Genomic DNA, 6,757 nt, shown 5'->3' with positions numbered 1-6,757 from the left:
ATTCATCTTTTTATTGTCACAATCAAGTATTGCATATAATTGTATCCTAGTCTTGATAATGATTTAGGATTGCTATATCGCGATCGGAAAGGAAAAGCACCAGCAATTAACAAAGCCCCTCAATGGCTGATTCCTGGCAGAATTTATTAGACTTCTTCAACAATTTTTGTGGGGCAGACATCCTGCCTGCCCAAGACTTGCTTTTCACTCGTCTGTCTATTGATTGCCCGAACCCACTGCCTGGGAAATTGAATTAAATCCTTTTTCTTCTAACTTTTGCAGCAAACCTTGGAGAATCCGGCGCACCATCCAAGGGCCTTCGTAAACCCAACCGGTGTAGACTTGAATTAAACTCGCACCGGCGGCTATTTTTTCCCAAGCATCTTCGGCGGTGAAAATGCCACCAACTCCAATTATGGGCAATTCGCCTTTTGTATATTGCCAGATAAATCGGATTACTTCTGTCGATCGCTCTCGCACAGGAAGCCCGCTAATTCCCCCGGCTTCGTCGGCGATTGGTTTGCCTGTTTCTCGCAATATTTGTGTTTTCAATCCATCGCGGCGGATGGTGGTATTTGTGGCGATAATTCCTGCTAGTTGGTAGGTTTTTGCTAAGTCGAGAATTGATACGATCGCCTCCGACTCCAAATCCGGCGCAATCTTGACTAAAATTGGCTTGCTTCCCTGATTTTCTTGTTGCAAAATTTCCAAAATTGTGCTTAGCCCAGCAGCATCTTGGAGCGATCGCAACCCAGGCGTATTCGGAGACGAAACGTTGACTACAAAATAGTCGCCCCAATCTTTCAGCAGCTTAAAACTCTCCAAATAGTCGGCTGCTGCCTGCTCTAACGGTGTTACCTTAGATTTACCGAGATTGATGCCCAAGGGGAACCGAGACTGAGGCATGGGGCGCGAGGCATCGAATTTTGAATGTTTCTGTGCTGCCTGAAACCGGGCTGCCATTGCCGCGGCTCCTTGATTGTTAAATCCCATGCGGTTGAGGGCTGCACTGTCCTGAGTCAATCGAAACAAGCGAGGTTGGGGGTTTCCCGGCTGTGGTTGACAAGTGACAGTGCCAAGTTCGGCAAAGCCAAAGCCAAAATTTGACCAAATGTCAGCAGCTACGCCGTTTTTATCAAATCCCGCAGCCAAGCCGACAGGATTGTTAAAGCTCAGTCCCCACAAAGATTGTTCGAGGCGAGAATCTTGGACTCCCAAAGATTTCTGCAATTGGGAGAGCATTTGGCGGGTTGCGGGGTTTGACTGGGTTCTGGCTGCGAGTTCGAGAACTTGGAGAGTGCGGTTGTGCAGCCACTCGGCATCGGTTTTCAATACGGAAAACAACAGCGGGCGTACACTTGATTGATAAATATCCAATGATTTGTACTGGGGCAATTTACAAATTAGAAATGAGAAGGAAAATAAAAATATTCAGGAGCAGACAGTGAAGGCGAAGTTTTTACTTCAACTTCGATCGACTTTATCCAATGTTTTAGATTGAGGGATAAGTGAGACGATTATATTATAAGTTGATTCTTTTGCATTTTATTTTTTTGAATTTTTAAGTTAGTAATTTTAAATTAGACAAATGTGCGGGGAAGCTTGGAAATGGGGCAGCAGCAAAGACCAAAGGATTTAGACGAACAAATCGCGACCCTAGAGCGCGTTCTCCAGACTCTCCGAGAAGAGGAGAATGTTGAAGTGCTACTTTCGACCACACTCGGTTACTTGCAAAGGGAATTTGACTGGGGGTTGATTTGGATCGGGTTGTACGATCGACAGGCCCACAGATTGTTCGGCAAAGGTGGCATAACTCCTAACGGCGACCTGTCTTTTCTCAAACAGCGGTTTGCTCTGAGTCCGGGGGATTTGCTGGAACAAGTGGTAATTCAGCTCCGGCCGGTGGGAGTCCCGGATTTGCGATCGGAAAGTAGAGCCGGAGAATGGCGCAAAGCAGCTCAAACTTTCAATATTCAAGGCACGACTCTGTTTCCGCTCCGCTACAAAGACCGCTGCTACGGCGTAATTTTGCTCGGGAGTGATGTGTGGGGAGCGTCGCCAAAGTCGGGGGAAAAAACGCAGTTGGCGATCGTATTTGGAGCGCTGGCAACGGCTCTTTACCAAATAGAAAAAGACTGGCAGCGACAACAAGTCAAACACCCAGATGAGTCTCTTTTAGCGCTGATTTCGCAGTTGGGGGAACTGCGATCGCTCGACCAATACTTGCAAGCGGTGGTCGAACAAACTCATGAATTTATCGAGCCGACGCGCACCAATGTTTATTGGTTCGAGCGAGAGCGGCGCTATTTTTGGCGCCGAGTCAGCAACCGCGAAGTTGCTCCGGGTTTGGGCGGGCCGAGCCGAGCGGCTTCGGGCATCACCGTTCAAGACTTGGGCGAATTTTATCAGGCTTTGGGCAGGGAAGAAATGGTTTGGATCGGTGAATCTCAAAGTTCTCTGAAAACTGAGCTGACGGGGCGGTTGATGCAGCAAATCCGCGCTCGCTCTCTGTTGGCTGCGCCGATTGTTTCCGAAGGGGAATTGTTGGGATTTTTGGCAGTCGAAGCCGGCGAGGCCCGGATTTGGCAAGACAATGAAAAGCATTACCTGCAGGGAGTGGCGCAGTTAGTGGCTCTGACGGCTCCGGTGTCGGAGATTGAGGAGAAAATTCAGCAAATTGAGATCGATCGAGATTTAACTGCCGGAATAGCTCGCGCCATCTACAGCGATGCTGACTGGGAGGCGACTTTAAAAAATACCGCCGAACAGTTGTGCGAGCGGCTCAAATGCGAATACTTTTTGCTGCTGCTGTACGGCGAAGAACAAAATCGCTTTGAAATTGTCTGCCAAAATCTGCCCCGCAACCGCAGGTCAGTGCCGTCGCCGCTCAACGCCCTTGATGTGGCTGACGTGGGGCTGTTGGAAGAAAGCGAACCTGTGGCTATTGAAAATTGGGAGGAAGACGGGCGGTTGAGCGCTTGGCGGGAAGTGTTGGGGGAGGCGGGGGTGCGATCGCTTTTGGCATCGACCACGAGGGGGAAAAAGAAAGAGGGAGAAAACCCGAATCTAAAATCGAAAATAGCTAATCGAAAATCGATCGAGGGTTTGCTGGTTGTCGGACACAATGCAACTCGCACTTGGAGGCGATCTGAGCAAGAATTAGTTCGGCTAGTAGGCCAACAGCTAGGATTGATCCTGCACTCCTGGCAGCAGAGTGTGGAAATCGACAAATATCAGCAATTTGAGCGATTGCTCAAATCGGGTTTGGCGGTTTTGCACCATTCTCCTGATGAGCAATCTGAGCAAGAGATATTTGCTGCTTCACCGACGATGTTCCCAGAGTTGCCGCTACAAAAGCTCGATCGTAACTTTGCTCAACACGTTTCCCAGACACTTTCCTGTCCTTTAGTCGCCCTAATTACTTGGAATCCGGGCCAGGAGGAAGGTTCCATCGTGGCGACGGTAGCTGCCAATCCCGTATTTGCCCTCAATCCCGAGGCGGTGATTGCTGTCAAAACAGATGCCTTGATCCAACAAACCCTGGCAGAAGCGGGCGTGCTGCAACAGAGCACGAGCCAACTGCCGCTGGCGACGAAGCGGTGGCTCCGCAGTCCCGGAATTGGCGAGATTCTGACGGTGGCGCTGCGGACTGCCCCAGAACACGCTCCGGCGGGCATTGTGGTGGCTGCGGACGCTCCGGGCCGCCAGTGGTCGGAGTTGTCGGTGAGTTTACTCAGCTCGATGGCGTCTCAGTTGGCTTGGTGGCACAGGTATTTGGCGGTGCAATCAGCCCAGGAGTCGCAGCGATTGGATCTGGAGCTGCTCAACTGGTACAAACAGCGCCGTTTTGAGGAGTTTTACCGCACTGTGGGAGCGGGGGTGAAGGAGTTGGGGGAGTTGAGTCAGTCGATTTTGCAGTCGGCGAAGGAACAAAAGGATGCTCTGAAAACTTTGCGCTACCAACAGGTTTTGCGGCAAATTGGCAATGCTTTGGGGTCAACTCATTTGCTGCTGAAACAGGAACATTGGCGGCTGCAATTCGCACAAGATGCGGTGCCTGTGAGCGCTTGGCTGAGGCGATCGCTCGATCGAACGGCCTCCCTGGTCAAACAGTCGCAAGTCTTGCTGGAAGTACACAGAGAAACTGCTGTGTCGATGCCTGCAGGTCAGACTTTGAGCGTTCGCGGGGACAGCATCAAGCTGGATTTGATCTTGTGCGAATTGCTGGCGGCGGCTTGCAGGCGCTCTGCTGTTGGCGCCAAGATTGAGATTCGCTCTCAGTTGTTGGGGGAAGGGTTGCTAGAATTGTCTGTGATCGATAGCGGCGCGTGCGATCGACAGTTAATTGCTGCCTTCAACGGCGGTTCCGGGCCGGACATATTAGCCGTTTCTAGTTCCAATAGGTCGATCGTGCAAAATCTCTTAGTTTGTCAGCGAGCGGTACGCTTAATGGGAGGAAACTTTTCTATAGAAATGTTAGAAAACAATTTAATTGTGGCTCGTTTAGTGCTGCCCCTAGCCAATTCTTAAAATTCTGTACGGGTGAGTTCACCCTATCTGCAATTCACATACGAGGTACTTATAAACCAGCCCCTACCCAACTTCTAGCGGTAAAGTGCTTCAGGTGCACGCTACATAATTAGGTTCTGCCTCCAAGAGTGGATGATTGATATCAACTCCGTTTGATTCGGACTTGTATTAGATCGAGTTCTGTTAGGTCGTAAGATTAAATGAACCGCGAACACGCAAAGAGCGCGAAGGAAGAACCGCACCTTCTTCTTTCTCTTCCTTCGTGTCCTTTGCGCCTTCGCGGTTTAATCATTCCGATGCAACCGGATGCGAGCTAACATCCAAGGTATTAAAAACCCTCTGCCTAAACCGATGAAGTAACACTTTCCGCCGCCTCAGAACTCGGGAAAAACCTTTGAGTAATCCAAGCAGTTACAATATGAGAAAGCAATCCCATCGGCCCAGCAAAAAAACACAAAGCCAAAGAATGAACCGTCCAAACTCCTGTCCGCTGTCCTTCCCAATAAATCCAGCGCCCGACAAACAAGTCCATCACTAAAAAATGTATCCATCCCGTAGCCGCCGCCGTTTCCTCCCCCAGAAACTTAGCAATATCTGCTAGCTTGGGATTAGATAAAGCAGCCGCATTTTCCGCAGTTAGACTGCTACCAAACAAATATATGTACAAAACGGCGAGCATCGCAAACGGAATAAAGGAATTCATCACTTTTCGGGTAATTCCCCAGTTTGGTAATAAAATCATAATTGCCCAGAAAGGCACAACGAACAGATTACCGGCATTAAAAATTAGTTCGGGTGTCATAGTTGGCTCTTGGCTCCTACGAATGCAATTCAATGAAGGACGTTAAGATTACTTTACACAATTTTTGCTTAAATTTCTCAAAACCGACAAAAATCTCATTCACAAATGAAATAGAATTGCTATACTTATCTAAAATTTTAAATTTCCCATCTAAAATCGATTAAGGCAGCACAGCCCATGACAACTTATAATAACTTTCCCGATTGGTGCCAGCAAAAAGAGAATCTCTCGCCCGACGCCAAACATACGGTAGAAATACTGTTGCAAATATCAGACACTTCCGAGTGCTATCGAGCCAACGCACTGCTTTCTAATACAACAGAACTTAACCTCAAAAATTTTCAAATTTCCGATATCAGCCCCCTCTCATCTTTCACTAAACTTACTAATCTTATCTTCGGCAGCAATCGAATATCTGACCTCGCTCCCCTGCAATCTTTAACCAATCTGAAAACTTTGATTATGGATGTCAATCAAATATCAGATATCAGCCCGCTTTCATCTCTAATAAATCTGACTCAACTCGTTCTCGATACCAATCAAATCTCCGATATCAGTCCTCTAGCAAATCTAACGAATCTTACCGCACTTGTCTTGTTTGACAACAAAATTTCCGACATCACTCCGCTGAAAAACTTAAGTAACTTAAACGCGCTGATTCTCTACAACAATCAAATTTCTGCTCTCGCTCCTCTGGAAAATTTAACTGAACTCCAGACACTCTACCTTTACAATAATAAAATATCGGATATCACCCCGCTGGCTTCCTTAAAAAATCTGACTACGCTGTTTCTCTTCGGAAATGAAATATCTGACATTACTCCTTTGAAAGGTCTAACTAAATTAAATAAATTGGTTTTATTCCAAAATCAAATATCAGATATTACTCCTTTGACATCGCTCACTAATTTAATTGAACTCAACCTCGGTAACAATCAAATATCCGACATCACTCCGCTGAAGTCGTTAACTAATTTGACTGAACTTTATCTGTTCAACAACCCGATTTCGGATACCAGCGCGCTGCAAGCTTTAAATAATTTATTTTTACTAGACTTGTACAACAATCACATCTCTGATATAAGTTCCCTGCAATCTTTGCAAAAGTTAACTACCCTGGACTTGCGCGGGAATCCCATTGTTAATAAAATTTGCCCTGTCAATCCTGAATCTATATGTCGGTTTTAATTATTAAGGCCGAGGCAAGATGGCAGTTTATAGAGTATAATCGCAAAGGTCAATATAAGGAGAAAGTGATGAGCGGACACGATGCTTTGATGTTAGGATTGCTGCTGTTGCCAGGTTTGGCTTTGTCGATCGCAATTATGGGCGCTTTTGCCGCTGGTGGATAATCAGTTTTGGGAACAGGCAGATTTTGTAAAAAGCAGTTTTTTCCTCGTTTTCCTCGTTTCCTGGCTCTGGCTG

5 protein-coding genes are annotated in these 6,757 nt (G+C 47.2%); 3 read left to right on the top strand and 2 right to left on the bottom strand.

Features of this window, described 5'->3' with window-relative positions:
• Positions 1-216 precede the first annotated feature (216 nt).
• Entirely contained in the window at positions 217-1,377 is a 1,161-nt protein-coding gene (locus QUA42_RS07245) for a quinone-dependent dihydroorotate dehydrogenase (protein WP_333136392.1), read from the bottom strand.
• 213 nt (positions 1,378-1,590) lie between these two features.
• Here QUA42_RS07245 and QUA42_RS07240 point away from each other — a divergent pair, with 213 nt between their 5' ends.
• The gene (locus tag QUA42_RS07240; protein WP_333136390.1) at positions 1,591-4,530 is read left to right on the top strand and encodes a GAF domain-containing protein; all 2,940 of its coding nucleotides are present in this window, start codon (positions 1,591-1,593) and stop codon (positions 4,528-4,530) included.
• A gap of 343 nt (positions 4,531-4,873) precedes the next feature.
• Here the strand turns inward: QUA42_RS07240 and QUA42_RS07235 are convergent, their stop codons facing one another.
• Complete coding sequence (locus tag QUA42_RS07235) at positions 4,874-5,332, bottom strand: ABA4-like family protein (RefSeq protein ID WP_333136388.1); 459 nt, start codon at positions 5,330-5,332, stop codon at positions 4,874-4,876.
• Between the two features lie 177 nt (positions 5,333-5,509).
• On the opposite strand from QUA42_RS07235, the gene QUA42_RS07230 reads away from it, so the two are divergent.
• The gene (locus QUA42_RS07230; RefSeq protein WP_333136386.1) at positions 5,510-6,520 is read left to right on the top strand and encodes a leucine-rich repeat domain-containing protein; all 1,011 of its coding nucleotides are present in this window, start codon (positions 5,510-5,512) and stop codon (positions 6,518-6,520) included.
• The gene (locus tag QUA42_RS07225) at positions 6,508-6,684 is read left to right on the top strand and encodes a hypothetical protein (protein WP_333136384.1); all 177 of its coding nucleotides are present in this window, start codon (positions 6,508-6,510) and stop codon (positions 6,682-6,684) included. The genes QUA42_RS07230 and QUA42_RS07225 overlap by 13 nt, the downstream gene beginning before the upstream one ends.
• The last annotated feature ends 73 nt before the right edge of the window (positions 6,685-6,757 follow it).

This window comes from Microcoleus sp. Pol11C2 (genome assembly GCF_036701505.1).
GTDB lineage: Bacteria > Cyanobacteriota > Cyanobacteriia > Cyanobacteriales > Microcoleaceae > Microcoleus.
This window is presented reverse-complemented; position numbering and strand designations above follow the sequence as displayed.

What these genes read in the sequence shown, in the direction of transcription:
- QUA42_RS07235 (WP_333136388.1), bottom strand. Translation starts at nt 5,332, where the DNA reads ATGACACCCGAACTAATTTTTAATGCCGGTAATCTGTTCGTTGTGCCT.
- QUA42_RS07230 (WP_333136386.1), top strand. Translation starts at nt 5,510, where the DNA reads ATGACAACTTATAATAACTTTCCCGATTGGTGCCAGCAAAAAGAGAAT.
- QUA42_RS07225 (WP_333136384.1), top strand. Translation starts at nt 6,508, where the DNA reads ATGTCGGTTTTAATTATTAAGGCCGAGGCAAGATGGCAGTTTATAGAG.